A 26,135-nucleotide genomic window follows, 5' to 3' on the forward strand; every position below is an offset into this window, starting at 1 on the left:
CATGAGCGGCAACCCCCCCGCGATATTCCTGATGGGCCCGACTGCGGCGGGCAAGACCGACCTTGCCATCGAACTGACCAAGGTGTTGCCGTGCGAGCTGATCAGTGTCGATTCGGCGCTGGTCTACCGTGGCATGGACATCGGCAGCGCCAAGCCGTCGAAAGAGATCCTCGCCGCCCATCCGCACCGGCTGATCGACATCCTCGACCCGGCCGAAAGCTATTCGGCCGCCGATTTTCGTCGTGATGCCCTGGAGGCCATGGCCGAGATCACCGCGCGCGGCAAGATTCCGCTGCTGGTCGGCGGCACCATGCTTTATTACAAGGCATTGCTCGAAGGCCTGGCGGACATGCCGGCGGCCGACCCGCACGTGCGTGCCGAGCTCGAAGAGCAGGTTCAGCGCCTGGGTTTGCACGCCCTGCACCAGCAACTGGCGGCGGTCGACCCGGAGTCGGCGGCGCGTATTCATCCCAATGACCCGCAGCGGCTGATCCGCGCGCTGGAGGTTTACCGGGTCAGCGGCCTGACAATGACCGAACATCGTCAGCGTCAATCCGCGCAAAGTAGCGCCGCAGGCGCGTCCGCAGCGGGACAATTGCCCTATACTGTCGCCAGCCTGGCCATTGCGCCAACCGATCGGCACATACTGCACGAGCGGATTGCGCTACGATTCGGGCAAATGCTGGAACAGGGCTTCGTTGACGAGGTCCGATTGCTGCGAGCCAGAAGTGACTTGCACGCGGGGCTGCCGTCTATACGGGCGGTTGGTTATCGCCAGGTCTGGGATCACCTTGATGGCAAGTTGACTTCAGTTGAAATGCAGGAGCGCGGCATTATTGCCACTCGCCAACTGGCGAAGCGGCAGTTCACCTGGTTGCGTAGTTGGGCTGACCTGCACTGGCTGGACAGCCTGGACTGCGACAATCTGTCTCGCACCTTGAAATACCTTGGATCGGTCTCCATATTGAGCTGAGTCCTTGCAATTGCCGTCTATCCTTGGGGTGGGGCGGCTTGAGCCATCAGTTTTTCTTTGATTTTTTTACTATTGATCCTTACAGGAGTGCGGCATATGTCAAAAGGGCATTCGCTACAAGACCCTTACTTGAATACTTTGAGAAAAGAAAAAGTTGGGGTTTCGATCTATCTGGTTAACGGCATCAAGCTGCAAGGCACGATCGAATCCTTCGACCAGTTCGTGATTCTGCTGAAGAACACCGTCAGCCAGATGGTTTACAAACACGCCATCTCGACAGTTGTCCCTGTGCGTCCGATCCGTCTGCCTAGCGCAACCGAATCCGAGCAAGGCGACGCTGAGCCAGGTAACGCCTGATAGGAGTCTGCTTTGTTCTTTGAGCGCCACGGTGGTGGTGAACGGGCAGTCCTCGTTCACTTGGAAGGTCAGAACCCTGAGGCGCGCGAAGATCCGCAGGAGTTTCAGGAGCTGGCACTGTCGGCTGGGGCCGATATTGTCGCGTTCGCCAATGTGGCGCGACATCAGCCCACCGCCAAATACCTGATTGGCAGCGGCAAGGTCGAAGAATTGCGCGACCTGGTCAACGCCGAACAGGTAGATTTGGTGATTTTCAATCACACCCTCACCCCCAGTCAGGAACGTAACCTCGAACGAGTCTTCGAGTGTCGCGTGCTTGACCGCACCGGTCTGATTCTCGATATCTTCGCCCAGCGGGCGCGTACCCATGAAGGCAAGCTGCAGGTCGAACTGGCTCAGCTCGAGCACATGAGCACGCGGCTGGTACGTGGCTGGACTCACCTTGAGCGGCAAAAAGGCGGTATCGGCCTGCGCGGCCCGGGTGAAACCCAACTGGAAACCGACCGCCGCCTGCTGCGGGTACGCCTGCGCCAGATCAAGGCGCGCCTGGAGAAGGTCCGCAGCCAGCGTGAGCAGGCTCGTCGTGGCCGTAAACGGGCGGATATCCCTTCGGTTTCCCTGGTCGGCTACACCAACGCCGGCAAATCCACGCTGTTCAACGCCCTGACCCAGTCCGAGGTCTACGCTGCCGACCAGTTGTTCGCGACCCTCGACCCGACCTTGCGCCGGCTCGAGCTCGACGACCTCGGGCCGATCGTGCTGGCCGACACCGTGGGCTTCATTCGTCACCTGCCGCACAAGCTGGTCGAGGCATTTCGGGCTACGCTCGAAGAGTCGAGCAACTCCGACCTGCTGCTGCACGTGATCGACGCCCATGAGCCTGAGCGCATGGCGCAGATCGAGCAGGTCATGGCGGTACTGGGAGAGATCGGTGCAGAAGGCTTGCCGATCCTCGAGGTCTATAACAAACTCGACCTGCTTGAAGGCGTCGAGCCGCAGATTCAGCGCGATGCCGATGGCAAGCCGCAACGGGTTTGGGTCTCGGCCCGCGATGGTCGGGGGCTGGAACTGGTGGGGCAGGCGGTCGCCGAATTGCTGGGGGATGACCTGTTTGTCGGTACCTTGCGCCTTGAGCAGCGTTTTGCCCGGCTGCGCGCGCAGTTCTTTGAACTGGGTGCGGTGCAGAGCGAAGAGCACGACGATGAAGGCAGCAGCCTGCTGGCTGTGCGACTGCCGCGGGTGGAGTTGAACCGCCTGGTCAGCCGCGAAGGTTTGCAGCCGCTGGAGTTCATCGAGCAACATACTTTGCAATAAATGCCCGGCGACGCGGTCGGGCAGCCGTGACAGGCATTCTGTAGCATTGGACGGCGCGCCGTGGGCGCGTCTTTGCTTTATCAGATGGAGAGCGCTATGGCTTGGAATGAGCCGGGTGGCAACTCGAACAATCAGGATCCGTGGGGCGGGCGCCGTGGTGGCGACAAGAAAGGGCCACCGGATCTCGACGAGGCCTTCCGCAAGCTGCAGGACAGCCTGAACGGCATGTTCGGCAGTGGCAAGAAACGCGGTGGTGATGGCGGCATCGGCAAGGGCGGTGGCTTCGGCCTGCTCGGTATCGGTCTCGCCGTGCTTGCAGCTATCTGGCTGTACAGCGCCGTGTACGTGGTCGACGAACAGGAGCAGGCAGTCGTGCTGCGCTTCGGCAAATACTACGAAACCGTAGGGCCGGGCCTGAACATCTACTTCCCGCCGATCGATCGCAAGTACATGGAGAACGTTACCCGCGAACGTGCCTATACCAAGCAGGGGCAGATGCTGACCGAAGACGAGAACATCGTCGAGGTGCCGCTGACCGTGCAGTACAAGATCACCAACCTGCAGGATTTCGTGCTGAACGTCGATCAGCCTGAAGTCAGCCTGCAGCACGCGACCGACAGCGCCCTGCGTCATGTGGTGGGTTCCACCGCAATGGACAAGGTACTGACCGAAGGTCGTGAGCAGATGGCCGTGGAAATCAAGGAGCGCCTGCAGCGTTTCCTCGATACCTACCGTACCGGTATCACCGTCACCCAGGTCAACGTACAGAGCGCGGCAGCCCCGCGTGAAGTGCAGGAAGCCTTCGACGACGTGATCCGTGCCCGTGAAGACGAGCAGCGTGCCCGCAACCAGGCCGAGTCCTACGCCAATGGCGTGGTGCCAGAAGCCCGTGGTCAGGCCCAGCGGATCATCGAGGACGCCAACGGTTACCGCGACGAAGTCGTCTCGCGCGCCAAGGGTGAGGCCGACCGCTTCACCAAGCTGGTCGCCGAGTACCGCAAGGCCCCTGAAGTGACCCGTCAGCGCTTGTACCTGGACACCATGCAGGAAGTCTACAGCAACACCAGCAAGGTCCTGGTCTCCGGCAAGGACGGTCAGAGCAACCTGCTGTACCTGCCGCTCGACAAGATGATCCAGAACAGTGGTTCGCGTATTGCGCCGACCACCAGCGCTGCGCCTTCGGCCAACGCTGATGCGGCCCGTGCGGCGGAACTGCAACAGCAGCAAACACAGTTGCGTACTAGGGAGAGCCGCTGATGAGCAATAAATCGCTGATCGCCCTGATCGTGGCCGTGGTGCTGGGGATCGTGGCCTGGAACAGCTTCTACATCGTGGCCCAGACCGAGCGTGCGGTACTCCTGCAATTTGGTCGTGTGGTCCAGGCTGATGTCCAGCCCGGCCTGCATGTGAAGGTTCCTTACGTCAACCAGGTGCGCAAGTTCGACGCCCGCCTGATGACCCTGGACGCCCCGACCCAGCGCTTCCTGACCCTGGAAAAGAAAGCGGTGATGGTCGATGCCTACGCCAAGTGGCGGGTCAAGGATGCCGAGCGTTTCTACACTGCAACCTCGGGCCTCAAGCAGATTGCCGACGAACGTCTGTCGCGCCGTCTGGAAAGCGGCCTGCGTGACCAGTTCGGTAAACGCACCCTGCACGAAGTGGTCTCCGGTGAACGTGACGCGCTGATGGCTGACATCACTGCCTCGTTGAACCGCATGGCCAGCAAGGAGCTGGGTATTGAAGTGGTCGACGTTCGCGTCAAGGCCATCGACCTGCCCAAGGAAGTCAACCGCAGCGTGTTCGAGCGCATGAGCACCGAGCGTGAGCGTGAAGCCCGCGAGCACCGTGCCAAGGGTAACGAGCTGGCTGAAGGCATTCGTGCCGACGCCGATCGTCAGCGCCGGGTTCTGCTGGCCGAAGCCTACCGGGAATCGGAAGAAACCCGCGGTGACGGTGATGCCCAGGCGGCGTCGATCTACGCCAAGGCCTACGGTCAGGACCAGGACTTCTACGCGTTCTATCGCAGCCTCAAGGCTTACCGCGAGAGCTTTGCCGACAAGAGCGATGTGCTGGTGCTCGATCCGAGCAGCGACTTCTTCCGCTTCATGGGCAAGTCCAAGCCATAAGCATCTACCCCGCCGGGCGGCTAAAACGCCTGGCGGGGTGATCCCGCGAGAAAACGGGTGTATGATGCGGCAGCCGGGAAATTCCCGGCTTTTTTGCGTCTGCAAGATCGAACGGTTCAAACCCGGTTCGGGTCTACAGAGCAGCCCAAGGTATTCGAGGGTATAGGCACGGCGGTAGCGCTGGAATCGGTGCTGCGCGCCATTGTTTGCCGATACCTGCTTCACTCAAGGCTCGCCCGTGGGCAAGCCGCCCGGACCATAGGGGAAATGGCGTAATGGCAACGGTAGACCGCTGGCTGCTGCCAGATGGCATCGAAGAAGTACTGCCACCTGAGGCGGCGCGCATCGAGATCGCGCGTCGGCAGGTGTTGGATCTGTTCCAGAGCTGGGGTTATGACTTTGTCGTGACCCCGCATATCGAGTACCTGGAATCGCTGCTCACCGGTGCCGGCCAGGACCTGGACCTGCGGACCTTCAAGGTCATCGACCCGCAATCGGGCCGGCAGATGGGTTTCCGTGCCGACATCACTCCACAGGTTGCGCGCATCGATGCGCATACCCTGCGTCGTGAAGGCCCGAGCCGCCTGTGCTATGCCGGCAGCGTGCTGCACGCCTTGCCGCGGGCGTTGTCGACGTCGCGCAGCCCGATCCAGCTCGGTGCCGAGCTGTACGGCGACGCCAGCCCGGTCAGCGACGTCGAAGTGATCAGCCTGATGCTGGCCATGCTGCAACTGGCCGATGTGCCGGACGTGCACATGGACCTCGGTCATGTCGGTATCTACCGTGGCCTGGCCCGCGCCGCCGGTCTGTCCGGAGCAATCGAGCAGCAGTTGTTCGATGCCCTGCAGCGCAAGGCCGTCGACGAAGTGATCGAGCTGACTGCCAAGCTGCCAGCGGACCTCGCCGCTATGTTGCGCTCGCTCACCGAGCTGTGCGGTGGCCGTGAAGTGCTGGCCGAGGCGCGCGTGCGCCTGGGCCGTGCACCGGCTGCGGTACTGGCGGCACTGGATGACCTGATGGCGATCGCCGAGCGGCTGGCCACGCGTTATCCCGGGCTGCCGCTGTATTTTGACCTGGGCGAGTTGCGCGGCTACCACTACCACACCGGTGTGGTGTTTGCCGCGTTCGTCCCGGGTGTCGGTCAGTCGATCGCCCAGGGCGGTCGTTACGACGACATCGGAGCGGACTTTGGCCGGGCACGCCCGGCCACCGGTTTCTCCACGGATTTGAAGACCCTGGTCACACTGGGGCGAGCCGAGGTGGTATTGCCGTCTGGCGGGATCTGGATGCCCGACAGCAGCGATGCGGCACTCTGGCAGTTGGTCTGCCAATTGCGCAGTGAAGGTCAGCGGGTGGTTCAGGCCTTGCCTGGGCAGCCATTGACTGCCGCCGTAGAGGCGGATTGCGATCGGCAATTGATTCAGCAAAACGGGCTTTGGCAGGTTCTGCCGCTGGCCATTTGAGATTCCCCGCCGGCACGAGCCGGCGCCAAGTTTGCGCGAATGAGGACAAGTGTTATGGGTAAGAATGTCGTAGTCCTGGGCACCCAGTGGGGTGATGAGGGCAAAGGCAAGATCGTTGATCTGCTGACCGAACATGCTGCCGCCGTAGTGCGCTACCAGGGTGGCCACAACGCAGGCCACACCCTGGTGATCGACGGTGAGAAGACCGTGCTGCACCTGATCCCGTCGGGCGTGCTGCGCGAAGGCGTGCAGTGCCTGATCGGCAACGGCGTGGTGGTAGCACCGGACGCCCTGCTGCGTGAAATCAACAAGCTCGAAGAGAAAGGCGTACCGGTGCGCGAGCGCCTGCGCATCAGCCCTTCCTGCCCGCTGATCCTGTCCTACCACGTGGCCCTCGACCAGGCTCGTGAAAAAGCCCGTGGCGAGCAGAAGATCGGCACCACCGGTCGCGGCATCGGCCCGGCCTACGAAGACAAGGTTGCCCGTCGCGGCCTGCGCATCGGTGACCTGTTCCACCGCGAGCGTTTCGCTGCCAAGCTCGGCGAGCTGCTGGACTACCACAACTTCGTGCTGGTCAATTACTACAAAGAACCTGCAATCGATTTCCAGAAGACCCTGGACGAGTGCATGGAATACGCCGAGCTGCTCAAGCCGATGATGCTCGACGTCACCGCCGAGCTGCACAACCTGCGTCGCGCCGGCAAGGACATCATGTTCGAAGGCGCCCAGGGCTCGCTGCTGGACATCGACCACGGTACCTACCCGTTCGTGACCAGTTCCAACACCACCGCTGGCGGCATCGCTACCGGTTCGGGCGTTGGCCCTATGTACCTGGACTACATCCTCGGTATCACCAAGGCCTACACCACCCGCGTTGGCTCGGGCCCGTTCCCGACCGAACTGTTCGATGACGTCGGTGCCTTCCTGGCCAAGCGTGGTCACGAGTTCGGCGCCACCACCGGTCGCGCCCGCCGTTGCGGCTGGTTCGATGCCGTGATCCTGCGTCGCGCCATCGACGTCAACAGCATCTCCGGCCTGTGCCTGACCAAGCTGGACGTGCTCGACGGCCTGGAAACCATCCGTATCTGCGTTGGCTACAAGAACGAGAACGGTGCGGTCATCGATGCCCCGACCGACGCCGACAGCTACATCGGCCTGGAGCCGGTGTACGAAGAAATGCCGGGCTGGAGCGAGTCGACCCTGGGTGCCAAGACCCTGGAAGAACTGCCGGCCAACGCCCGTGCCTACATCAAGCGTGTGGAAGAGCTGGTCGGCGCGCCGATCGACATCATCTCCACCGGCCCGGACCGCAACGAGACCATCGTGCTGCGTCATCCGTTCGCCTGATTCGCGACTGATGTAAAGACAAAGGCCCCTTGATAGGGGTCTTTGTCGTTTCTGTCGGCTGATCGGCACAACCTTTGCTGTAAGAATCACTCCAGTGGTGCCATCACTTTAATGGCCCCAGAAGTAGAGGGTTCTTTCGTGTCCGCCGTTCTCTCACTGTTACGAAGCCGCCTGTTGCGGCCTGTCTTTGTTGCCCTCGGTATCGCTCTTTTGGTGCAAGTGCTGGTCGCGGTCGCGCTGACCCGGAGCACGGTCACAGCCCTTGAGGCCGATCTGGGCAAGCGTCTGGCCGCCGACAGCCAGCAACTTTCCGCCGAGCTTGAGCAGGCCGGGCGCGAAGTCAGCTCCGGGCTCGACAGCCTCTCCGCCAGTACCCGCCAGCGCCTGACCGCAGGTTTGTCCACGCGTTTGCAGGATGAGCAGGCGCAGTTGCGCGCGACCCTGGAAAAGAACCTCAAGGATTCGGCCAACGACATGGCCGAACTGCTCGCCTCGGTGGCGCCACGGGCCATGTGGGACAACGACGTGCCGACCCTGTCGGAGTTCTCCCGCCGGGCCCAGCGCAACCCTAGCGTGCTGTTCGTGGTGTACGACGACGCCCAGGGTCAGCACTTGACCCGCTACCTCAACCGGCAGAACCCGATCAACCAGGCGCTGCTGGAAAAGGGCCAGGGCGAGCGGGCGCTGGACAAGGTACTGGACGCCGCGCGCAACGACCCTTCGGTGTACTTCGTCGAGGCCTCGATCAACCCTAACGGGGTCGAGATCGGCAAGGTACTGATGGGCGTTTCCACGGCCGTGGTCGACCACGAGCTGGTGGCGCTGGACAAGCGCTTCTCGGCGTTGATCGCCAGCGGTGATCAGTTGGTCGGCGACAGCCTGGTGGGTGCCGCCGCCGACAGCAACAAGGCTTTGCGCGCGCGCCTGGAAGCAGCGCAGGGCAGTGCTGCCGGTATGCAGGCCAACACCTCGCAAAGCGTTCAGGACGCGGCCGCGACCCTGCGCTGGAACATCGGTGTGGGGCTGGCCCTGGTCGGCCTGGGCGTGCTGCTGGTGGTCGCCGTGGTGCTGGGGCGGCGCGTGGTCAACAAGCTGCGCCTGCTGATTGCGGCACTGAACGACCTGGCGGCGGGTGAGGGTGATCTGACCAAGCGTGTTTCCATCGACAGTCGCGACGAGATCGGCGACATGGCGGCGGCGGTCAACCAGTTCGTCGCCAAGCTGCAGCCTATTGTGCGTGAGGCTGGCGAAGTGGCCCAGCGTACCGGCATCGAGATCGGCGCCATGACCCAGCGCAATGCCGGCGCCGATGCTGCTGCCGAGCTGCAGCGTGATGAAGTTGCAGCCAGCCTGCGCGACCTGTCGAGTATGGCCGATGAGGCCCAGGCCGAAAGCCAGGCGATGCAATCGGCCCTGCAGCAGGTGGTGGATATTCGCCAGGCCACCGACGAGAACAGCCGCACTTCCACCCAAGTGGCCAAGCTTATCGAAGACCTGGCCGGGCAGGTCGAGACCGGCTCCAAGGTCATCGAGCGCCTGGCCCAGCAAAGTGAGCAGATCGAGGTGGTGCTGACGGTAATTCACGGCATTGCCGAACAGACCAACCTGCTGGCGCTCAACGCTGCCATCGAAGCGGCGCGCGCCGGGGAAACCGGGCGCGGTTTTGCCGTGGTGGCCGATGAGGTGCGAGCACTGGCGAGCAAGACCCAAAGCTCGACCGGCGATATCCAGGCGCACATCGGCGCATTGCAGCAGGGCGCCAAAGAGGCAGTGGCGGCGATCAGCCAGGCCGGGCGCCAGGCTAGCGAAGGCCTGCTGGTGCTGCGCGACAACGCGCGCTTGCAGCAATCGGTGCAGGCATCGGTTGAGCAGGTGCATGCGGCGATTGGCCTGGCTACCCGTGCGGCCGAGCAGCAGGCTCATGGCGCGCAGGCCGTGCGTGGTCGGGTGCAGACCATTCACGCCCAGGCCGAGCGGGCTGCCGAGGTGGTGCTGCAAACCACCGCCAGCAGCAAGGTGCTCGATGACCTGGCGGCGCAGCTCAAGGCCAGCCTGGGGCAGTTCCGCGCGTGAGAGTAATCGCGGGGCAAGTCGAGTCGTCGCACCGCCGCTCCCACGGTGGGAGCGGGCTTGCCCCGCGATGCTTTTCAGGTATCACGCGCGGTTCAGATACATCCGCGTGGTCAGCAGGTACACCGGCAGCCCCGACACCAGGATCAGCAACGCCGCATAGGGCGCTGCCGCCGCGAACTCGACGTTGGCGGTATGCGCCCACACTTCGGTGGCCAGGGTGGTCATGCCGGTCGGGCTGAGCAGCAGGGTTGCGGTCAGCTCCTTCATGGCATCCAGGAACACCAGTGCGAACGCCGCCGCCAGGGCCGGGAAGATGATCGGCAGGGTCACCCGGCAAAACGCCGTGAACTGGGTTGCGCCCAAGGTGCGGGCGGCTTCTTCGAGCTGCGGCGCCGCCTTGTTCAAGGCTGTGCGCACCGGCGCCTGGGCCAGGGGCAGGAACAGCAGCGCGTAGGCCAGCAGCAACAAGCCAGTGGTTTGGTACAGTGCCGGCACATAGTGCAGGGCGAAGTACACCAGGGTCAGGGCGATCACCAGGCCGGGCAGGGCGTGCAGCAGGTACGGCAGGCGTTCGGCCCAGATCGCCAGGCGGCCCTTGTAGCGCACCACCAGGAAACTCACCGGCAGTGCCAGCAGCAAGCTCAATCCGGCACCACCCAGCGATAGCGACAACGATGAGAACAGCGCGCGACTGATATCGGCCACCGGAAAGGCCGCCGACGAACCAACGCTCAGCCAGTAACCGAGCATGCCCAGTGGAATACCGCTGCCCAGCAGCGCCAGGACCAGGCAATACAGCTGCCCGACCGGCATCCACCCGCGCAGGCGAATCGGCGCACCGCGACGCGCCACGCCCTGGCCGATGCGCACATGGCGGGCCTTGCCGCGCACACGCAGCTCCAGCCAGAGCATCAGCAGGCACATGAACAACAGCACTGCCGAGAGCATCGCAGCGTTGGCGTTGCTGAACTCCAGCTCAAATTGCTGGTAGATCGCCGTGGTAAAGGTCTGCAGGCCGAGGATCGACAGGGCGCCGAACTCCACCAGCATGTGCAGGGCAATCAGCAGGCTGCCACCAATGATCGACGGCCACAGCAGTGGCAGGGTGATGCGCCAGAACACGCCCCAGCGCGTCTGCCCCAGGGTCCGTGCCGACTCTTCCAGTGAGGTATCGAGGTTGCGCAGGGTCGCTGCAACCGGCAGGAACACCAGTGGGTACTTGGACAGGCTCATCACCAGGATGGCACCGCCCAGGCCTTCGAAGCGCGGGCTCAGCGACACCCAGGTAAAGCCGCTGACAAAGGCTGGCACGGCAAACGGCAGGCACAGGATCACGCCCCACAGGCGCCGTCCGGGCAGGTCACTGCGCTCCAGCAACCAGGCCAGGGATACACCCAAGGCCATGCAGGCCAGGGTGACGCCGGCCATCAGCATCAGGGTGTTGCGCATCAGGCCCCAGACGAACGGGCGCCAGAGCAAGTGCAAGGCTTCGCGCCAGCCGGCTTCCCAGGTTTTCAGCGCTACGTACAGCAGCGGCAGCAGGCTCAGCCCGACCAGCAGCAGCACCGGCAGCACCACCCAGATCGACGGGCGCTTGCGCTTGGGAATATAACGGCTGGCCAGTGCGGCCGCGGGCAGGGCTGCGCTCATTACAGCAGGCCAACTTCGCGTTCGAGTTCCAGGGCTTCTTCAGCGTTACCCAGGTCGGCCGGGGTGATTTTTGGCGGACGCAGGTCTTCGAAGGGCTTCAGGCCCTGGTCCGAGACCATGCCTTTATGCAGCGGATACTCGGCGGTGGTCTGGGTGATTACCCGCTGGCCTTCTTCGCTGGCCATCCAGGCCAGCAGGGCCTGGGCTTCTTTCGGGTGCTTGCTGGCTTTTACCGCCGCGGCGCTGGAGATGGTCACCAGGCCACCGACGTCGCCGTCGGCCAGGTAATAGAGTTTCGAATCCAGCTGGCCGCGCTCTTTCTTCAGGGCGTACCAGTAGTAATTGTTGACCAGCACGGCCGCCACTTCGCCATTCTCCACGGCTTTGAGCGCAACCATATTGTTGGTGTAGGTCTTGCCGAAGGCTTTGAGGCCGGTCAGCCATTCTTCGGCGGCCTCGCGACCGTGCAGCTTGAGGATGGCCACGGCCTGTTCCTGGAAGGCGCCGCTGGTCGGCACGAAACCGATCTTGCCGTCCCACTCGGGGTCGGCAAAGTCCATCACTGAAGGTGGCAGGTCTTTCTCGTCGATTACCTTGGGGTTGAAGGCGACCACGCGGGTGCGTGCGGTAACGCCCATCCAGGTACCGTTGGCGGCGACGTATTCCTTGGGCAGGACCTGCAGGGTCGAATCATCGATCTTGGCCAGCAGGCCCAGTTCGCCGAGGTTGTTCAGCGGTGGCGATTCTTCGGTGTAGATGACGTCGGCGGGGGAGCGATCACCTTCTTCGATGATCTGGCTGGCCAGCTGGTTGCTGCTGCCCTTGCGGATATTGATGTGGATGCCGGTCTTGGCCTCGTAGGCCTTGGCGATGGCTTCACCGATTTCCTTGTGCTGGCCGTTGTACAGGGTCAGCGACACCGGGTCGGCGGCCATGGCGGCTGGGGTGCCGAGCAGCATGGCGAAAACAGAGACGGCCAGGCCGCGCAACAGGGGGTTATTGCGGAACGTCATGCGGGTACTTCCTCGCTTGCGGCTACATATCTGGAAACAATGATAATCGATATCGCTTCTCAAATGCCCTTGTGAGGGAAAATTCATGAGCAGGCTATCGGTCGTTTCGGGATTGCAGGCGAGGAAAAGGGTAGGGCAGAAACGAAAAAACCCGCTTTCGCGGGTTTGATCTGAATTGGTGCCCAGAAGAAGACTCGAACTTCCACGACCGTAAGGTCACCAGCACCTGAAGCTGGCGTGTCTACCAATTTCACCATCTGGGCAAAATGAAGCGGTGTAGCTTGTAACGAAAACAGTGTAGCGTGTTGCAGTAAATCTCAGAAGCCAGCGGCAGTTCTAAGATTTGAAATTGGTGCCCAGAAGAAGACTCGAACTTCCACGACCGTAAGGTCACCAGCACCTGAAGCTGGCGTGTCTACCAATTTCACCATCTGGGCATTTCGCTGAGGAACATGATGCTTCACATCGTGCTGCTTCTCAACTATAACGACGGTGTCCGTCGTTGTGGTGCGCACTATACGGATGCTCCTGAGAGCTGTAAACCCCCGTTAAGAAAAAATCTTAAAAAATTCAAGTCGTTGTTCCTTATGATGGTTTTGGCAGCATCCAGGGGGCTCTGACAGGGCTGTCCAAGCCTGAAATTTCCGGTTTCAATACGCCTATGCCAAACTAACCCTTATATAGACAAGGTGAACCCCTCCTAATGGCCGATTGGCAGACCCTCGATCCCGAGGCCGCTCGTGAAGCGGAAAAATACGAAAACCCTATTCCTAGCCGTGAGCTGATCCTCCAGCGTCTGGACGAGCGCGGCTCGCCGGCAGCCCGTGAGCAGCTGGTCGAAGAGTTCGGCCTGACCACCGAAGACCAGATCGAAGCCCTGCGCCGCCGTCTGCGCGCGATGGAGCGTGACGGCCAGCTGATCTATACCCGGCGCGGCACTTATGCCCCGGTAGACAAGCTCGACCTGATCCTCGGCCGCATCGCCGGCCACCGTGACGGCTTTGGCTTCCTGATCCCGGATGACGGCAGCGACGACCTGTTCCTGAGCCCTGCGCAAATGCGCCTGGTGTTCGATGGCGACCGCGCCCTGGCCCGGGTTTCCGGCCTGGATCGCCGTGGCCGCCGCGAAGGCGTGGTGGTCGAAGTGATCTCCCGCGCCCACGAAAGCATCGTTGGCCGCTACTTCGAAGAAGGCGGTATCGGCTTTGTCACCCCCGACAACCCCAAGGTCCAGCAAGAAGTGCTGATCACCCCGGGGCGTAACGGCGGTGCCAAGATCGGCCAGTTCGTCGAAGTCAAGATCACCCACTGGCCGACCCCGCGCTTCCAGCCCCAGGGCGACGTTACCGAAGTGATCGGCAACTACATGGCCCCGGGCATGGAAATCGACGTTGCCCTGCGCAGCTACGACATTCCGCACGTCTGGCCCGAAGCGGTGATCAAGGAAGCGCGCAAGCTCAAGCCGGAAGTCGAAGAGAAAGACAAAGAGCACCGCGTCGACCTGCGTCACCTGCCGTTCGTCACCATTGACGGCGAAGACGCCCGCGACTTCGACGATGCGGTGTACTGCGAGAGCCTGGGCAAATTGCGCCTATTCTCCGGTGGCTGGCGCCTGTACGTGGCGATTGCCGACGTTTCCAGCTACGTGCGCCTGGGCTCTGCCCTGGATGCCGAAGCCCAGGTGCGCGGCAACTCGGTGTACTTCCCCGAGCGCGTGGTACCGATGCTGCCTGAAGAGCTGTCCAACGGCCTGTGCTCGCTGAACCCGCACGTCGACCGGCTGGCGATGGTCTGTGAAATGACCATCAACAAGTCCGGGCAGATGGTCGATTACCAGTTCTATGAAGCGGTGATCCACTCCCATGCACGCCTGACCTACAACAAGGTCAGCAGCATGCTCGAACACGCTCGTACCCGCGAAGGCAAGGCCCTGCGCGAGCAGTACAGCGAAGTGGTGCCGGACCTCAAGCAGCTCTATGCGCTGTACAAGGTGCTGCTGGCGGCCCGTCATACCCGTGGCGCGATCGACTTCGAAACCCAGGAAACCCGGATCATCTTCGGTTCCGAGCGCAAGATCGCCGAAATCCGCCCGACCGTGCGCAACGACGCTCACAAGCTGATCGAAGAGTGCATGCTGGCGGCCAACGTGGCCACCGCCGAGTTCCTCAAGAAGCACGAAATTCCGGCCCTGTACCGTGTTCACGACGGCCCGCCACCGGAGCGCCTGGAAAAACTGCGCGCCTTCCTCGGCGAGCTGGGCCTGTCCCTGCACAAGGGCAAGGACGGTCCGTCGCCCAAGGATTACCAGGCATTGTTGGCGAGCATCGCCGACCGCCCGGATTTCCACCTGATCCAGACCGTGATGCTGCGCTCGCTGAGCCAGGCGGTGTACAGCGCCGACAACAACGGCCACTTCGGCCTGAACTACGAGGCGTACACCCACTTCACCTCGCCGATCCGCCGCTACCCGGACCTGCTGACCCACCGGGCGATCCGCAGCGTGATCCGTTCGCGTCAGGAAACCCCGCACGTCAAGCGTGCCGGTGCCATGAGCATCCCCAAGGCGCGCATCTACCCGTATGACGAGGCGACCCTGGAGCAGCTCGGCGAGCAGTGCTCGATGAGCGAGCGGCGTGCCGACGAGGCCACCCGCGACGTGGTCAACTGGCTCAAGTGCGAGTACATGAAAGACCGCGTCGGCGAGAGCTTCCCGGGTGTGATCACCGCGGTGACCGGCTTTGGCCTGTTCGTTGAGCTGACCGACATCTACGTCGAAGGCATGGTCCATGTCAGTGCCCTGCCGGGCGACTACTACCACTTCGACCCTGTGCACCACCGCCTGGCCGGTGAGCGTACCGGGCGCAGCTTCCGCCTGGGCGATACCGTCGAAGTGCGGGTGATGCGCGTCGATCTCGAGCAGCGCAAGATCGACTTCGAGATGGCCGAGAACACCCTCAAGGCGCCGATTGGCCGCAAGCAGCGTGGTGAAGGTGTGCGCCCGCAAGACGGCAAGCCGGTGCCGGTGCTCGACAAGAAGGCCGAGGCGCCGGCCAAGGCTGCAGAGCCTGCCCGTCGCAGCCGCAAGAACGAAACTGCCGAAGCCTATTTCCCAGCCAATGCCGTGGCCAACAACGCCGAAGTGCGCAAGAGTCGGGAAATGAAAAAGGCCTTGATGTCCGATGCCAAGCACGCAGGCGGCAAGCCTGCGTCGAAGTCGGGCAAATCGGAAAAACCGAGCAAGCATCGTAAAGGGCCGCCGAAAGCCGGCTCCGCGTCACGCAAACCCAAGGCCAAGTCATGAGTCAGTTGGAAAAAATCTACGGCGTGCATGCCGTGGAAGCCCTGTTGCGTCACCACCCCAAGCGGGTCAAGCAGATCTGGCTGTCCGAAGGCCGTAGCGAGCCGCGCCTGCAGGCGCTGCTGGAGCTGGCCGGGCAAAACCGCGTGGCGGTCGGCCAGGCTGAACGCCGCGAGATGGATGCCTGGGTTGAAGGCGTGCACCAGGGCGTGGTGGCTGAAGTCAGCCCGAGCCAGGTCTGGGGCGAGGCGATGCTTGAAGAACTGCTCGACCGCACTGAAGGCGCGCCGTTGATCCTGGTACTCGACGGTGTCACCGACCCGCACAACCTCGGCGCCTGCCTGCGCACCGCCGATGCCGCCGGCGCGCTGGCGGTGGTGGTGCCCAAAGACAAGTCGGCGACCTTGACCCCAGCGGTTCGGAAAGTGGCCTGCGGTGCGGCAGAAGTCATTCCGCTGGTGGCGGTCACCAACCTCGCGCGGACTCTGGAGAAGCTCCAGCAACGTGGCCTGTGGGTGGTCGGTACTGCGGGCGAGGCCGAGCAAGAGCTGTATCAGCAGGACCTGACCGGCCCGACCATCCTGATCATGGGCGCCGAGGGCAAGGGCATGCGCCGCTTGACCCGCGAGCACTGTGATTTTCTGGTCAAGCTGCCGATGGCAGGCAGCGTCAGCAGCCTGAACGTGTCGGTGGCGACGGGCGTGTGCCTGTTCGAGGCCGTTCGTCAGCGCCAGGCAAAGCGCCAGGCTTGATTTCGGCGTTGCATCTATCGCGGGTCCAGCCCGCTCCCACAGGTCCTTGTGGGAGCGGGCTGGACCCGCGATGCTTTTAAGGCTGTTCAAATAATCACCAATGACCTTGCTTGTCCCCCGGCGCTTCTCTACAATTGCGCCCCTTGCCATGTTGGCAGGCGTTCACGCGCCTCTTCCCAGGGCAAGACATACAAGTGTCCTTCACTCCTTGTCTGACCACTCTGGTGGCAGACTACAACCCGTAAGGAGCATTCATGCGTCATTACGAAATCATCTTTCTGGTCCACCCTGACCAGAGCGAGCAAGTCGGCGGCATGGTTGAGCGTTACACCAAGCTGATCGAAGAAGACGGCGGTAAAATCCACCGTCTGGAAGACTGGGGCCGTCGTCAACTGGCCTATGCAATCAACAATGTTCACAAGGCTCACTACGTGATGCTGAACGTTGAGTGCACCGGCAAGGCCCTGGCCGAGCTGGAAGACAACTTCCGCTACAACGATGCCGTGATCCGTAACCTGGTCATCCGTCGCGACGAAGCCGTTACCGGCCAGTCCGAGATGCTCAAGGCTGAAGAGAACCGCAGTGAGCGCCGTGAGCGTCGCGACCGTCCTGAGCACGAAAGCGCCGAAAGCGCTGATAGTGATGACAGCGACAACAGCGATAACGCTGACGAGTAATCCACGGACCTTTTGAGGAGCCTATTACATGGCACGTTTCTTCCGTCGTCGTAAATTCTGCCGCTTCACTGCTGAAGACGTGAAAGAGATCGATTACAAAGATCTCAACACCCTGAAAGCTTATGTATCCGAAACCGGCAAAATCGTTCCAAGCCGTATCACCGGTACCAAAGCTCGTTATCAGCGTCAGCTGGCTACCGCTATCAAGCGCGCCCGCTTCCTGGCCCTGCTGCCCTACACCGACAGCCACGGCCGCTGAGACCGGGTCGTCGACAAGTAGCAAAGGATAAAATGCATGCGCGCCTTGGCTGATTTCATCATGCGCGGTCGCGTGCAAGCCACCCTCGTGGTGGTGGGTTGTGCGGCTTTGCCGCTGTTGTTCTGGTTGAGTGCCGCCGCCGGGAGCCTGGTGTTCCTGCGGCGCGGTTTCAAGGACGCTTCCGGTGTCCTCGCCTGGGCTTTGTTGCCGGCGATGGCCTGGTGGTTCTTCGGCGAGCCGCGCACCTTGATGGTGTTGCTGGGTACGCTGGGTCTGGCGGCGCTGTTGCGCGCCGGGCAGTCCTGGAACCGGGTGCTGTTGTTCAGCATCGGCATGGGCCTGGTGTACGGGGTTGTACTGGGTTCGGTGTTCCGCGAACCGATTGAAGCTCTGGCTGGAGCGCTTGAAAAAGCCCTGCCGCAGATGCTCGACGGTCTCTACCAACAGTTATCGGTAGAGGAGCGGGGCCGCCTTGGAAGCCTTATTGCACCGGTGCTCGTCGGCCTGATTGCGGCGTTGTTGCAAGCCGTCAGTGTGCTGGCCCTGATGTTGGGCCGTTACTGGCAGGCGTTGTTGTATAACCCGGGTGGTTTTGGTCGCGAGTTTCAAGCGGTCAGGCTCCCCCTGGTGCCGGCGCTGGTGCTGGTGGTGCTCATGCTGGTGGGGCCGAATTTCGGTCCTGAGCTGGCGATGTTGACACCCCTGTGCAGCATTCCACTGATGTTTGCAGGGCTCGCCCTGCTGCATGGGCTGGTGGCGCAAGGACGACTGGCCAAGTTCTGGCTGGTCGGGTTGTACGTGACGCTGGTGCTGTTTATGCAGCTGACTTATCCGTTGCTCGTGGTCCTGGCCATTGTCGACAGCCTGATTGATTTTCGCGGTCGCAAGGCGCCCCCAAAAGGTGCCGATAACGATTCCGCGAACGGTGAAGGTTAAAAGTTAAGAGGTTATTACCAAATGGAACTGATCCTGCTGGAAAAAGTCGCCAACCTGGGCAACCTGGGCGACAAGGTAAAAGTTAAGTCCGGTTACGGTCGTAACTACCTGCTGCCATTCGGCAAAGCCACCGCTGCGACCGCTGCCAACCTGGCTGCGTTCGAAGAGCGTCGTGCTGAGCTGGAAAAAATCGCTGCAGAGAAAAAAGCTTCGGCCGAAACTCGCGCTGCCCAACTGGCTGAGCTGGAAGTGACCATCACTGCCACCGCCGGTGACGAAGGCAAGCTGTTCGGTTCGATCGGCACCCACGACATCGCTGATGCCCTGACCGCCTCCGGCGTTGAAGTGGCTAAAGCTGAAGTTCGTCTGCCGAACGGCACCATCCGTAACGTCGGCGAATACGACGTTGCCGTGCACCTGCACAGCGACGTTGAAGCCACCGTTCGCGTGGTTGTTGTCGCAGCCTAAGCTGTACCGATCGGCTGGCACCTTGGGTGTCAGCCGGTTAACATCGGGCACGATCCTGCTTTGCAGGTCGTGCCCTTTGTCTTTTTCATCACCCTGATTCCTGCGTGGCCATGAACGAGATAACCGCCCCCGAGCAATATGATCTGCAAACCGCTGCCCTGAAGGTGCCGCCGCATTCCATCGAGGCCGAACAGGCCGTGCTCGGTGGCTTGATGCTGGACAACAACGCCTGGGAGCGCGTGCTCGATCAAGTCTCCGACGGCGACTTCTATCGGCATGACCACCGCCTGATCTTCCGCGCCATCCACAAGCTCGCCGACCAGAACGCCCCGTTCGACGTGGTGACCCTGCACGAGCAGCTGGACAAGGAAGGCCTGAGTTCGCAGGTTGGCGGCCTGGGTTACCTGGGCGAACTGGCCAAGAACACCCCGTCAGTGGCCAACATCAAGGCCTATGCCGCGATCATCCGCGAGCGGGCAACCCTGCGTCAGCTGATCAGCATCAGCAACGAGATCGCCGACAGCGCCTTCAACCCGCAAGGGCGCAATGCTGCCGAGATCCTCGACGAAGCCGAACGGCAGATCTTCCAGATCGCCGAAGCGCGGCCGAAGACCGGCGGCCCGGTGGGCGTCAACGACCTGCTGACCAAGGCCATCGACCGCATCGACACGCTGTTCAATACCGACAGTGCGATCACCGGCCTGTCCACCGGCTACACCGACCTCGACGAGAAGACCAGCGGCCTGCAGCCGGCCGACCTGATCATCGTCGCCGGCCGGCCGTCGATGGGTAAGACCACCTTCGCCATGAACCTGGTCGAGAACGCGGTACTGCGCAGCGACAAGGCGGTGCTGGTGTACTCGCTGGAGATGCCAGGCGAATCGTTGATCATGCGTATGCTGTCGTCGCTCGGGCGCATCGACCAGACCAAGGTGCGCTCCGGCCAGCTTGAAGACGACGACTGGCCGCGGCTGACCTCGGCGGTCAACCTGCTCAACGACCGCAAGCTGTTCATCGATGACACCGCCGGCATCAGCCCGTCGGAAATGCGCGCCCGGACCCGCCGCCTGGTGCGCGAGCACGGCGACATCGCCCTGATCATGATCGACTACCTGCAGCTGATGCAGATCCCGGGCTCCAGCGGCGACAACCGTACCAACGAGATTTCCGAGATCTCCCGCTCGCTCAAGGCCCTGGCCAAAGAGTTCAACTGCCCGGTAGTTGCCCTGTCGCAGCTCAACCGCTCCCTCGAACAGCGGCCGAACAAGCGCCCGGTGAACTCCGACTTGCGCGAATCGGGTGCGATCGAGCAGGACGCCGACGTGATCATGTTCGTTTACCGCGACGAGGTGTACCACCCGGAGACCGAGCACAAGGGCATTGCCGAAATCATCATCGGCAAGCAGCGCAACGGCCCGATCGGCTTTATCCGCCTGGCCTTCATCGGCAAGTACACACGCTTCGAAAACCTCGCGCCGGGCAGTTACAACTTCGACGACGACGAGTAAGGGCAATTTGGACAATTCCGACCTTGAGCGTCGGAATTGGTCAATTTTTGTGCTATATTCCGCGCCCGCGATTTTTCATCGATTAGCCACCGGTCACTGACATGCAAGCAGCCAAACCACTTTTCGACTATCCCAAGTACTGGGCCGAATGCTTCGGGCCAGCACCGTTCCTGCCGATGAGCAGGGAGGAGATGGATCAGCTCGGCTGGGATTCCTGCGACGTCATCATCGTGACCGGTGATGCCTACGTCGACCATCCGTCGTTCGGCATGGCCATCATTGGCCGCCTGCTGGAAGCCCAGGGCTTTCGCGTGGGCATCATTGCCCAGCCGGACTGGCAGTCCAAAGACGACTTCATGAAGCTCGGCGAGCCGAACCTGTTCTTCGGCGTCGCGGCCGGCAACATGGATTCGATGATCAACCGCTACACCGCTGACAAGAAGATCCGCTCCGACGACGCCTATACCCCGGGCGGCATGGCCGGCAAGCGTCCGGACCGCGCCAGCCTGGTGTACAGCCAGCGCTGCAAGGAAGCCTACAAGCATGTGCCGATCGTCCTCGGCGGCATCGAAGCCTCCCTGCGCCGCATCGCTCACTACGACTACTGGCAGGACAAGGTCCGTCATTCGATCCTGATCGACGCCTGCGCCGACATCCTGCTGTACGGCAACGCCGAGCGGGCCATCGTCGAAGTGGCCCAGCGCCTGTCGTTCGGCGAGTCGATCGAGAGCATCACCGACATTCGCGGCACCGCCTTCGTACGCCGTGATACCCCGCAAGGCTGGTACGAGGTCGACTCGACCCGTATCGACCGTCCGGGCAAGGTCGACAAGATCATCAACCCGTACGTCAACACCCAGGACACCCAGGCCTGCGCCATCGAGCAGGAAAAGGGCGAGGTCGAAGACCCCAACGAAGCCAAGGTTGTGCAGATCCTCGCCAGCCCGCGCATGACCCGTGACAAGACGGTCATCCGCCTGCCGTCGTTCGAGAAGGTCCGCAACGACCCGGTGCTCTATGCCCACGCCAACCGCGTGCTGCACCTGGAGACCAACCCGGGTAACGCCCGTGCCCTGGTGCAGAAGCATGGCGAAGTGGACGTGTGGTTCAACCCGCCACCCATTCCGATGACCACCGAAGAAATGGACTACGTGTTCGGCATGCCCTATGCGCGCATCCCGCACCCGGCGTACGGCAAGGAGAAAATCCCCGCCTACGACATGATCCGCTTCTCGGTGAACATCATGCGCGGCTGCTTCGGCGGCTGCACCTTCTGCTCGATCACCGAGCACGAAGGGCGCATCATCCAGAACCGCTCGCACGAGTCGATCATTCGCGAGATCGAAGAGATTCGCGACAAGGTGCCCGGCTTTACCGGGGTCATCTCCGACCTCGGCGGCCCGACTGCGAACATGTACCGCATCGCCTGCAAGAGCCCCGAGATCGAATCGGCGTGCCGCAAGCCGTCGTGCGTGTTCCCGGGCATCTGCCCGAACTTGAACACCGACCACTCGGCGCTGATCAAGCTGTACCGCAGCGCCCGTGACCTGCCAGGGGTGAAGAAGATCCTCATCGCCTCGGGCCTGCGTTACGACCTGGCGGTAGAGTCGCCGGAGTACGTCAAGGAGCTGGTGACCCACCACGTCGGCGGCTACCTAAAGATTGCCCCGGAGCACACCGAGGAAGGCCCGCTGAACCAGATGATGAAGCCGGGCATCGGTAGCTATGACCGCTTCAAGCGCATGTTCGAGAAGTACTCGAAAGAGGCGGGCAAAGAGCAGTACCTGATCCCGTACTTCATCGCCGCGCACCCGGGCACCACCGACGAAGACATGATGAACCTGGCCCTGTGGCTCAAGGGCAACGGCTTCCGTGCCGACCAGGTGCAGGCGTTCTACCCGTCGCCAATGGCCTCGGCCACGGCCATGTACCACTCGGGCAAGAACCCGCTGCGCAAGGTCACTTACAAGAGCGACCCGGTGACCATCGTCAAGAGCGAGCAGCAGCGCCGCTTGCACAAGGCCTTTTTGCGCTACCACGATCCGAAGGGCTGGCCGATGCTGCGTGAAGCCCTGGAGCGCATGGGCCGCGCCGACCTGATCGGCCCGGGCAAGCACCAGTTGATCCCGCTGCACCAGCCGGCGACCGACAGCTACCAGAGTGCCCGGCGCAAGAACTCGACCCCGGCCGGCAGCCACAAGGTGGCCAAAGAGCAGAAGATCCTCACCCAGCACAACGGCTTGCCGCCGCGTGCCAGCGATGGTTCCAAGCCGTGGGACAAGCGTGAACAGGCCAAGGCGGCGGCGTTTGCCCGCAACCAGGAAGCGGCCAAGGCGCGCAAAGATGCCGCCAAGGGCGGCAAGGGCAAGAAAAAGCCCGCCCGCCAGCCGGTTCTGCCGCGCTAACTGAAACGCCAGCCTTCGGGCTGGCGTTTTTGTTTGCGTCGCTGGCAAAGCCTCAAATCTGTGCAAGGCTTGCACGGCGGCCTCGCTACGGTGCGCTTTTGGTGCGACTGTACCGGCTGCATGCAGGGAATCGCAGGCCTGGGCCCATGGCACAAGTCTTGCGCGGTTCCACTACCGCCCAGGCTCGCAGGAGGCCCGCCGTGTCGATTCATGTCGCCTTGCACCATGTCACCGAGTACCGCTACGACCGTGCAGTTGAACTGGGCCCGCAAATTGTTCGCCTGCGCCCGGCTGCTCACAGCCGCACGAGGATCCTCTCCTACGGGCTGAAGGTGCAGCCGGACGGACATTTCATCAATTGGCAGCAGGACCCACAGGGCAACTACCTGGCGCGCCTGGTATTCCCGGAAAAGACTGACAGCCTGCGCGTGGAAGTCGACCTGGTCGCCGAGATGGCGGTGTTCAATCCGTTCGACTTCTTTCTCGAACCCTACGCCGAGCAGATTCCCTTCAGTTATGGCCGAGACGAACGCCACGAACTGCTGCCCTACCTGGAGCAACTGCCGCTGACGCCGAAGTTCGCTACCTACCTGGACAGCATCGAGCGCACGCCCCAGGCCAGTGTCGATTTCCTGGTGGCGCTCAATCAGCGCCTGAGCGAGGACATCAGCTACCTCATCCGCCTCGAGCCCGGTGTGCAAACCCCGGAGCAGACCCTGGAACTGGGTTCCGGCTCCTGCCGCGACTCGGCCTGGCTACTGGTGCAGTTGTTGCGCCACCTGGGCCTGGCGGCGCGGTTCGTCTCCGGTTATCTGATTCAGCTGACCGCCGACATCAAGGCACTGGACGGCCCGTCGGGCACCGAAGAGGACTTCACCGACCTGCACGCCTGGTGCGAGGTGTACCTGCCCGGCGCCGGCTGGATCGGCCTGGACGCCACCTCCGGGCTGTTTGCCGGGGAAGGGCATATCCCATTGGCTTGTAGCCCCGATCCGACTTCAGCGGCACCGATCAGCGGCCTGGTCGAGCCCTGCGAATGCACTTTCGAGCATGAAATGAGTGTCGAGCGCCTGTGGGAATCGCCGCGGGTGACGCTGCCCTACAGCGACGAACAATGGCAGGCCATCGTCGCCCTCGGGCGCCAGGTAGACAGCGACCTGAAAGCAGCGGACGTGCGCCTGACCATGGGCGGTGAACCAACCTTCGTGGCCATTGACGACCCTGACGGCGCCGAGTGGAACACCGCAGCGCTGGGCGCGAACAAACGGCGCCTGGCCGGTGAGCTGTTCCAGCGCCTGTACAAGCATTACGCGCCCCATGGCCTGGTGCACTTCGGCCAGGGCAAATGGTACCCGGGCGAGCAACTGCCGCGTTGGTCGCTCAACTGCTTTTGGCGGCGTGATGGTGTGCCGCTGTGGAACAATCCGGCGTTGATCGCCGACCAACACCAGGATCTCGGCGCCGACAGCGCGCTGGCCGCGCGCTTCCTGGCCAGCGTTGCCGAACGGCTGAGGCTGCCTGCGCGTTATGTCTTCGGCGCCTACGAAGACTCACTCTATTACCTGTGGCGCGAGGGCGGCCTGCCGTCCAACGTGCGCCCCGACGCTGCGCGCCTGGACGACGAGATGGAGCGTGCAAGGCTGCGCAAGGTGTTCAGCCAGGGCCTGGACAAGGTCATCGGCCAGGTGCTGCCGCTGGCCCGCAGCGCCGACGAGCAACGCTGGCAGAGCGGACGCTGGTACTTGCGCGATGAGCATTGCCGCCTGGTGCCGGGCGACTCGCCGCTGGGTTACCGCTTGCCGCTGGCGGCGCAGCCCTGGGTCAAGGCCGCGGAATATCCCTACGTGCATCCGACCGATCCCAACCAGGTGCTCGGGGATCTGCCTGATCGTGACCAACTGCTCAAGGCCAGCGCCGGGCAGGCGCTCGATGAGCAGGAGCACGCAGCCCCCGAGGTCGATGCCTCGGCCGACTGGCTGACCCGTACCGCGCTGTGTGCAGAGCCGCGAGAAGGGCGCCTGTACCTGTTCATGCCACCGCTGTCTCGCTTGCAGGATTACCTCGAACTGGTTGCGGTGATCGAAGCCACCGCGGCCGAGCTGCATTGCCCGGTCATCCTCGAAGGCTACGAGCCGCCGGCCGATCCGCGCCTGGCCAACTTCAAGGTGACTCCCGACCCCGGCGTCATCGAGGTCAACGTGCAGCCTTCGGCCAGTTGGGACGAACTGGTGGAGCGCACCGAGTTCCTATACGAGCAGGCGCGCCTGACGCGCTTGAGCAGCGAAAAATTCATGATCGACGGCCGACACACCGGCACCGGTGGCGGTAACCATTTCGTCCTCGGTGGCGCCACCCCGGCCGACTCGCCGTTCCTGCGCCGCCCTGACTTGCTACGTAGCCTGATCAGCTACTGGCACAATCACCCGTCGCTTTCCTACCTGTTTTCCGGCCTGTTCATTGGTCCGACTTCCCAGGCGCCACGGGTGGATGAAGCGCGTAACGATGCGTTGTATGAGCTGGAGATCGCTTTCGCGCAGATGCCGGCAGCGGGCGAGGAAGGCCCGCCGTGGCTGGTCGACCGGCTGCTGCGCAACTTGCTGATCGACGTTACCGGCAATACCCACCGCGCCGAGTTCTGCATCGACAAGCTGTACTCCCCGGACGGCCCGGCCGGGCGTTTGGGGTTGCTGGAACTGCGCGCCTTCGAGATGCCGCCGCATGCGCGCATGAGCCTGGTCCAGCAACTGCTGCTGCGCGCCCTGGTCGCGCGTTTCTGGCGTGAGCCCTATGCGCCCAAGCGCCTGGCCCGCTGGGGCACCGAGCTGCATGACCGGTTCATGCTGGGGCACTTTATCGAGCAGGACTTTGCCGATGTGCTGGTCGAGCTCAACGCCGCAGGCTACCCGCTGCGTGCCGAGTGGTTTGCCGCACACCTGGAGTTTCGTTTCCCCAAGGTCGGCGACTATGCCGTCAACGGCATCGAGCTGGAACTGCGCCAGGCCCTGGAGCCCTGGCATGTACTGGGCGAGGAGGGTACTGGCGGTGCCACGGTGCGTTATGTCGACTCGTCGCTGGAGCGCCTGCAGGTCAAGGTCAGCGGCCTGCCGCCGGAGCGTTATCAACTGACCTGTAACGGTCGGGCGCTACCCTTGCAAGCCACCGGACGCGTCGGTGAGTTCGTCGCGGCGGTGCGCTATCGCGCCTGGCAGCCGGCCAATTGCCTGCAGCCAACCATTGCGGTGCAGGCGCCGCTGGTGTTCGACTTGCTCGATACCTGGATGGGCCGCTCGCTGGGCGGTTGCCAGTACCACGTGGCGCATCCGGGCGGTCGCAACTACCAGACCCTGCCGGTCAATGCCAACGAAGCCCAGAGCCGGCGCCAGGCACGCTTCTTCCGCCTCGGACACAGCCCGGGTGTAGTGGACATACCATCGGCGCAGGTGAACCCGGAACTACCCTTTACCCTGGATTTGCGCCGCGGCTGAGCGCTACTCTGAACTGACCTGTGGCCTTCGA

19 protein-coding genes, 2 tRNA genes and 1 pseudogene are annotated in these 26,135 nt (G+C 62.7%); 18 read left to right on the forward strand and 4 right to left on the reverse strand.

The genetic code is table 11. The annotated features are described in order from the left end of the window. Position 1 precedes the first annotated feature (1 nt). The 9 genes and pseudogenes from miaA to LOY22_RS26960 all read left to right on the forward strand — a co-directional run bounded on the left by miaA (position 2) and on the right by LOY22_RS26960 (position 9,653). On the forward strand, positions 2 to 973 hold the full coding sequence (gene miaA / locus LOY22_RS02430) for a tRNA (adenosine(37)-N6)-dimethylallyltransferase MiaA (RefSeq protein WP_258596124.1): 972 nt from the start codon (positions 2 to 4) through the stop codon (positions 971 to 973). 96 nt (positions 974 to 1,069) lie between these two features. Next, positions 1,070 to 1,330 carry an RNA chaperone Hfq gene (gene hfq / locus LOY22_RS02435; protein ID WP_010221594.1) on the forward strand — a complete coding sequence of 87 codons (261 nt, stop codon included), beginning with the start codon at positions 1,070 to 1,072 and terminating at the stop codon, positions 1,328 to 1,330. A gap of 12 nt (positions 1,331 to 1,342) precedes the next feature. Continuing rightward, a complete protein-coding gene (gene hflX / locus LOY22_RS02440; RefSeq protein ID WP_010221595.1) occupies positions 1,343 to 2,644 on the forward strand; it encodes a ribosome rescue GTPase HflX in 1,302 nt (433 codons plus the stop codon). A 96-nt stretch (positions 2,645 to 2,740) separates the two neighbouring features. Next, on the forward strand, positions 2,741 to 3,901 hold the full coding sequence (hflK, locus tag LOY22_RS02445; protein ID WP_045193733.1) for an FtsH protease activity modulator HflK: 1,161 nt from the start codon (positions 2,741 to 2,743) through the stop codon (positions 3,899 to 3,901). Then, a complete protein-coding gene (gene hflC / locus LOY22_RS02450) occupies positions 3,901 to 4,770 on the forward strand; it encodes a protease modulator HflC (RefSeq protein ID WP_045193732.1) in 870 nt (289 codons plus the stop codon). Before hflK ends, hflC begins: the two co-directional genes overlap by 1 nt. Before the next feature lie 275 nt (positions 4,771 to 5,045). Further along, positions 5,046 to 6,233 carry an ATP phosphoribosyltransferase regulatory subunit gene (locus tag LOY22_RS02455; protein WP_045193730.1) on the forward strand — a complete coding sequence of 396 codons (1,188 nt, stop codon included), beginning with the start codon at positions 5,046 to 5,048 and terminating at the stop codon, positions 6,231 to 6,233. Positions 6,234 to 6,287: 54 nt separating this feature from the next. Beyond that, a complete protein-coding gene (locus LOY22_RS02460) occupies positions 6,288 to 7,580 on the forward strand; it encodes an adenylosuccinate synthase (protein WP_010221599.1) in 1,293 nt (430 codons plus the stop codon). A 954-nt stretch (positions 7,581 to 8,534) separates the two neighbouring features. Further along, positions 8,535 to 8,747 (forward strand): annotated as a pseudogene (locus LOY22_RS26955) (methyl-accepting chemotaxis protein); the annotation flags it as partial. 201 nt (positions 8,748 to 8,948) lie between these two features. Next, positions 8,949 to 9,653 carry a methyl-accepting chemotaxis protein gene (locus LOY22_RS26960; RefSeq protein ID WP_408980944.1) on the forward strand — a complete coding sequence of 235 codons (705 nt, stop codon included), beginning with the start codon at positions 8,949 to 8,951 and terminating at the stop codon, positions 9,651 to 9,653. Between the two features lie 81 nt (positions 9,654 to 9,734). On the opposite strand, the gene LOY22_RS02470 is transcribed toward LOY22_RS26960, so the two are convergent. The 4 genes from LOY22_RS02470 to LOY22_RS02485 form a co-directional block, all read right to left on the reverse strand. After that, positions 9,735 to 11,303 carry an iron ABC transporter permease gene (locus LOY22_RS02470; RefSeq protein ID WP_195885554.1) on the reverse strand — a complete coding sequence of 523 codons (1,569 nt, stop codon included), beginning with the start codon at positions 11,301 to 11,303 and terminating at the stop codon, positions 9,735 to 9,737. Next, positions 11,303 to 12,316 (reverse strand): extracellular solute-binding protein, encoded by a 1,014-nt coding sequence (locus LOY22_RS02475; RefSeq protein ID WP_045196863.1) that lies wholly within the window; start codon positions 12,314 to 12,316, stop codon positions 11,303 to 11,305. Before LOY22_RS02475 ends, LOY22_RS02470 begins: the two co-directional genes overlap by 1 nt. Positions 12,317 to 12,492: 176 nt before the next feature. Next, positions 12,493 to 12,579, reverse strand: a tRNA-Leu gene (locus tag LOY22_RS02480). An 87-nt stretch (positions 12,580 to 12,666) separates the two neighbouring features. Beyond that, positions 12,667 to 12,753 (reverse strand) — tRNA-Leu (locus LOY22_RS02485). 266 nt (positions 12,754 to 13,019) lie between these two features. Here LOY22_RS02485 and rnr point away from each other — a divergent pair. The 9 genes from rnr (at position 13,020) to LOY22_RS02530 (ending at position 26,104) form a co-directional block, all read left to right on the forward strand. Further along, positions 13,020 to 15,617: a ribonuclease R gene (gene rnr / locus LOY22_RS02490; RefSeq protein ID WP_045196866.1), complete on the forward strand. Its 2,598-nt coding sequence runs from the start codon at positions 13,020 to 13,022 to the stop codon at positions 15,615 to 15,617. Next, positions 15,614 to 16,366 (forward strand): 23S rRNA (guanosine(2251)-2'-O)-methyltransferase RlmB, encoded by a 753-nt coding sequence (rlmB, locus tag LOY22_RS02495; protein WP_045196868.1) that lies wholly within the window; start codon positions 15,614 to 15,616, stop codon positions 16,364 to 16,366. The genes rnr and rlmB overlap by 4 nt, the downstream gene beginning before the upstream one ends. A 254-nt stretch (positions 16,367 to 16,620) precedes the next feature. Beyond that, entirely contained in the window at positions 16,621 to 17,043 is a 423-nt protein-coding gene (gene rpsF / locus LOY22_RS02500) for a 30S ribosomal protein S6 (protein WP_045196870.1), read from the forward strand. A gap of 28 nt (positions 17,044 to 17,071) precedes the next feature. Further along, positions 17,072 to 17,302, forward strand: coding sequence for a 30S ribosomal protein S18 (gene rpsR, locus LOY22_RS02505; RefSeq protein WP_009403887.1), 231 nt, complete (start codon positions 17,072 to 17,074; stop codon positions 17,300 to 17,302). Positions 17,303 to 17,338: 36 nt separating this feature from the next. Then, a complete protein-coding gene (locus LOY22_RS02510; protein ID WP_045196874.1) occupies positions 17,339 to 18,238 on the forward strand; it encodes a hypothetical protein in 900 nt (299 codons plus the stop codon). Between the two features lie 21 nt (positions 18,239 to 18,259). Continuing rightward, entirely contained in the window at positions 18,260 to 18,706 is a 447-nt protein-coding gene (gene rplI, locus LOY22_RS02515; protein ID WP_093376705.1) for a 50S ribosomal protein L9, read from the forward strand. Positions 18,707 to 18,816: 110 nt separating this feature from the next. Next, positions 18,817 to 20,214: a replicative DNA helicase gene (dnaB, locus tag LOY22_RS02520; protein ID WP_045196878.1), complete on the forward strand. Its 1,398-nt coding sequence runs from the start codon at positions 18,817 to 18,819 to the stop codon at positions 20,212 to 20,214. A gap of 101 nt (positions 20,215 to 20,315) precedes the next feature. Next, positions 20,316 to 22,619, forward strand: a complete 2,304-nt coding sequence (locus tag LOY22_RS02525) for a YgiQ family radical SAM protein (protein WP_093376702.1) — start codon at positions 20,316 to 20,318, stop codon at positions 22,617 to 22,619. 200 nt (positions 22,620 to 22,819) lie between these two features. Beyond that, positions 22,820 to 26,104: a DUF2126 domain-containing protein gene (locus LOY22_RS02530; protein ID WP_258596137.1), complete on the forward strand. Its 3,285-nt coding sequence runs from the start codon at positions 22,820 to 22,822 to the stop codon at positions 26,102 to 26,104. Positions 26,105 to 26,135: the final 31 nt, after the last annotated feature.

The sequence above is a fragment of the Pseudomonas sp. B21-035 genome (assembly GCF_024748945.1).
Lineage (GTDB): Bacteria > Pseudomonadota > Gammaproteobacteria > Pseudomonadales > Pseudomonadaceae > Aquipseudomonas.

Bases quoted from the DNA above. Each gene is read 5' to 3' on its own strand.
- miaA (WP_258596124.1), top strand. From the start codon at position 2: ATGAGCGGCAACCCCCCCGCGATATTCCTGATGGGCCCGACTGCGGCG.
- hfq (WP_010221594.1), top strand. From the start codon at position 1,070: ATGTCAAAAGGGCATTCGCTACAAGACCCTTACTTGAATACTTTGAGA.
- hflK (WP_045193733.1), top strand. From the start codon at position 2,741: ATGGCTTGGAATGAGCCGGGTGGCAACTCGAACAATCAGGATCCGTGG.
- hflC (WP_045193732.1), top strand. From the start codon at position 3,901: ATGAGCAATAAATCGCTGATCGCCCTGATCGTGGCCGTGGTGCTGGGG.
- LOY22_RS02455 (WP_045193730.1), top strand. From the start codon at position 5,046: ATGGCAACGGTAGACCGCTGGCTGCTGCCAGATGGCATCGAAGAAGTA.
- LOY22_RS02460 (WP_010221599.1), top strand. From the start codon at position 6,288: ATGGGTAAGAATGTCGTAGTCCTGGGCACCCAGTGGGGTGATGAGGGC.
- LOY22_RS26960 (WP_408980944.1), top strand. From the start codon at position 8,949: ATGGCCGATGAGGCCCAGGCCGAAAGCCAGGCGATGCAATCGGCCCTG.
- LOY22_RS02470 (WP_195885554.1), bottom strand. From the start codon at position 11,303: ATGAGCGCAGCCCTGCCCGCGGCCGCACTGGCCAGCCGTTATATTCCC.
- LOY22_RS02475 (WP_045196863.1), bottom strand. From the start codon at position 12,316: ATGACGTTCCGCAATAACCCCCTGTTGCGCGGCCTGGCCGTCTCTGTT.
- rnr (WP_045196866.1), top strand. From the start codon at position 13,020: ATGGCCGATTGGCAGACCCTCGATCCCGAGGCCGCTCGTGAAGCGGAA.
- rlmB (WP_045196868.1), top strand. From the start codon at position 15,614: ATGAGTCAGTTGGAAAAAATCTACGGCGTGCATGCCGTGGAAGCCCTG.
- rpsF (WP_045196870.1), top strand. From the start codon at position 16,621: ATGCGTCATTACGAAATCATCTTTCTGGTCCACCCTGACCAGAGCGAG.
- rpsR (WP_009403887.1), top strand. From the start codon at position 17,072: ATGGCACGTTTCTTCCGTCGTCGTAAATTCTGCCGCTTCACTGCTGAA.
- LOY22_RS02510 (WP_045196874.1), top strand. From the start codon at position 17,339: ATGCGCGCCTTGGCTGATTTCATCATGCGCGGTCGCGTGCAAGCCACC.
- rplI (WP_093376705.1), top strand. From the start codon at position 18,260: ATGGAACTGATCCTGCTGGAAAAAGTCGCCAACCTGGGCAACCTGGGC.
- dnaB (WP_045196878.1), top strand. From the start codon at position 18,817: ATGAACGAGATAACCGCCCCCGAGCAATATGATCTGCAAACCGCTGCC.
- LOY22_RS02525 (WP_093376702.1), top strand. From the start codon at position 20,316: ATGCAAGCAGCCAAACCACTTTTCGACTATCCCAAGTACTGGGCCGAA.